The sequence below is a fragment of the Kordiimonas sediminis genome, assembly GCF_014656395.1.
Taxonomy (GTDB): Bacteria; Pseudomonadota; Alphaproteobacteria; order Sphingomonadales; family Kordiimonadaceae; genus Kordiimonas_A; species Kordiimonas_A sediminis.
On the sequence record NZ_BNCI01000007.1, the window covers coordinates 1 to 2,469 of the forward strand.

2 protein-coding genes are annotated in these 2,469 nt (G+C 54.6%); both read left to right on the forward strand.

What is annotated here, in order from left to right; all coding sequences use genetic code 11:
• A partial coding sequence (locus IE181_RS14510; RefSeq protein ID WP_229819547.1) for a hypothetical protein occupies window positions 1-363 on the forward strand: 363 nt, incomplete at its 5' end.
• Window positions 356-2,469: DUF3987 domain-containing protein (locus IE181_RS14515; protein ID WP_191254334.1), on the forward strand; the 2,114-nt coding region annotated here is incomplete at its 3' end. The genes IE181_RS14510 and IE181_RS14515, both read left to right, overlap by 8 nt.

Below are 2,469 nucleotides of genomic sequence, written 5' to 3' on the forward strand. Positions count from 1 at the left end.
CCTGGATTGAAGGCCGGATTGTCGCCAATACTTCTGAGATTGTCGGGGAGCCTGCCAATGATGCATAGACCTGATATCTTTGCCGATACCCGTTCCAGACTGCACCCGAAACTGGAACTACTCGTCCCCAGCCTCTTGCCGCAAGGCAGACGTCAGGGGATGGAATGGATTGCCCTTAACCCGACCCGGACAGACAGAAAACTAGGCTCGTTCAGGATTAATCTCAAATCCGGGGCCTGGGCAGACTTTGCTACCGGTGATAGTGGCGGTGACCTGGTGAGCCTGGCAAGCTATCTATACGGCCTACCCCCACTGGAAGCCGTTAAACTGGTCCGCAGAATGGCAGGAGTTGCGAATGACTGATACTCTACCCGTAACCCATCCGAGCCTGGGCTTGCCAGACAAGATCTATCCCTACAGAGACGGGAGCGGCATGATATGCGCCGCGTCCTACCGGTTTGACAACAAAGACGGTAAAACCGTGCGTCCCTACTGCACCAAACAGCAAGACTGGAAAAGCCCCATAGTGCCAATCCTCTATGACCTAGAGGCCCTGGCATCCAGACCTGACGAGCCTGTAATAGTAGTTGAAGGCGAGAAATGCGCCGATGCCCTGGCCGGGTTTGGTTATCTCGCTACCACCAGCATGGGCGGCTCGAACGCAGCCCATAAAACCGACTGGTCACCGCTGAGGGGCAGGGAAGTAATCCTGTGGCCTGACAATGACACTCCGGGGGAGAAATACGCTGACAGTATATGTACTATCTTACATACAGTAGGGGCGACCGTGCGGCGTATTTCCCTACGTAATGTAACATATGTTACGTTAGGGTTAGCATCCTACATACGTAAGTATGCAAACGACCCTATGTATAGCTATACTGAAGGTCAGCCTACCTATACTTGCCTGGCAGATACCTGCCCCCAGGGCTGGGATGCTGCGGACGCGATTGCAGCGGGCTGGACTAAGGAGACACTTTCCAAACTCCTGGAGCACGCAGAGACGATTGTTCCACCTGCTTCAAACACCCAGACGATGAAATTACCGCATACGGCCACGGAACGCGTCGACCGTGTCGGGCTGGCTTCAAACGATAATTGGCCTAAGCCTGATATGTCTATTCTTGAGACAAAAGCCCCTAAACCATCCCTGCCCCTCAATGTCTTTCATCCGCGTATTACAGACTGGATTAGCAAAGCCGCTGAAGGATGTAGTGCGCCGCCTGAGTATGTGGCTGGCTCCCTTCTCTCGGCATGTGCGACCCTGATTGGTAACAGCCGCAAGGCAAGCCCCTGGGCTGGCTGGTCAGAGCCATCTATCCTGTGGCTTGCATTGGTTGGTGACCCGTCAAGCGGGAAAAGCCCCGCTATGGAGCCTGTGCTTGACCTCTTGCGCACACTCGAAGCTGATATGGTCCCTATCTATGAGGAAGCGCTGCGTGCTTACGAGACAGACAAGCAAGAAGCCGCCCTAATTCGCCAAAACTGGGAAAAGGATATCAAGACCGCTCAGGCAGAAGGCGGCGGTGTTCCCATGATGCCGCAAGCAGCCGTTGAACCACGCCCACCGGAACGGCAACGCCTGACAATGGGGGATGCAACATCAGAGGCGCTGTGCCTCGCTATGCAGGGCAACCCCAAGGGCTTTTTAAACGTCCGTGACGAGCTTACCGGGCTGTTTGCTAACCTTGACCGCTATGCAGGCTCCAAGGGCGGTGACAGGGCGTTATATCTGGAAGCCTACGGCGGCAAGTCCTTTACCCAGGACCGGGTAAAGAATGGCGAGCCATTGAAGATTGATCACCTCTCGCTGTCTATGCTTGGCGGTATGCAACCCGACAAGATTGAAAGCCTCTTGATGAAAGGCGATGATGACGGTCTAAGCGCACGTATCCTCTATATCCATCCAGACAAGGTTGAACGCCGCCGACCGCGCAGCGTGGCAGACCGGGACTATATGCTTGGTGTCTTCCGGCGCCTACACGCCTTAACGCTCGACAAACAAACAGACGGCCAGAACACGCCGCGCATTGTTCCTTTCAGCACTGAGGCTGCTGATATCTTCGATGCCTGGTGGCACAACAACGGCAAGCATGACCATACGGGCCGCTTTGGTGGCTGGCTAGGGAAAACCCCTGGCATGGTCATACGGCTAGCACTGGTCCTTGAATATGTATCCTGGGCGGCGGATGCAACTGCACCTGAGCCGTATGAGATCAGCGACCAGTCAGTGAGAAATGCACTTACCCTTATGGATGACTATTTCATCCCGATGGCAAAGCATATCTACCATGTTGACGACCAGCAAAAAACTAACCCGAAGGTAAGACTACTGGCCAAATGGATACGGGAAAACAAGCCAGAGCGGATAAGTGTTCGGGACTTGCAGCGTACAAGTGGCCTGTCTGCGCTTGGCAATGCCGAAAGCATCACAGATACCTGTCTGGAGCTTATGGGCCACGCCTGGCT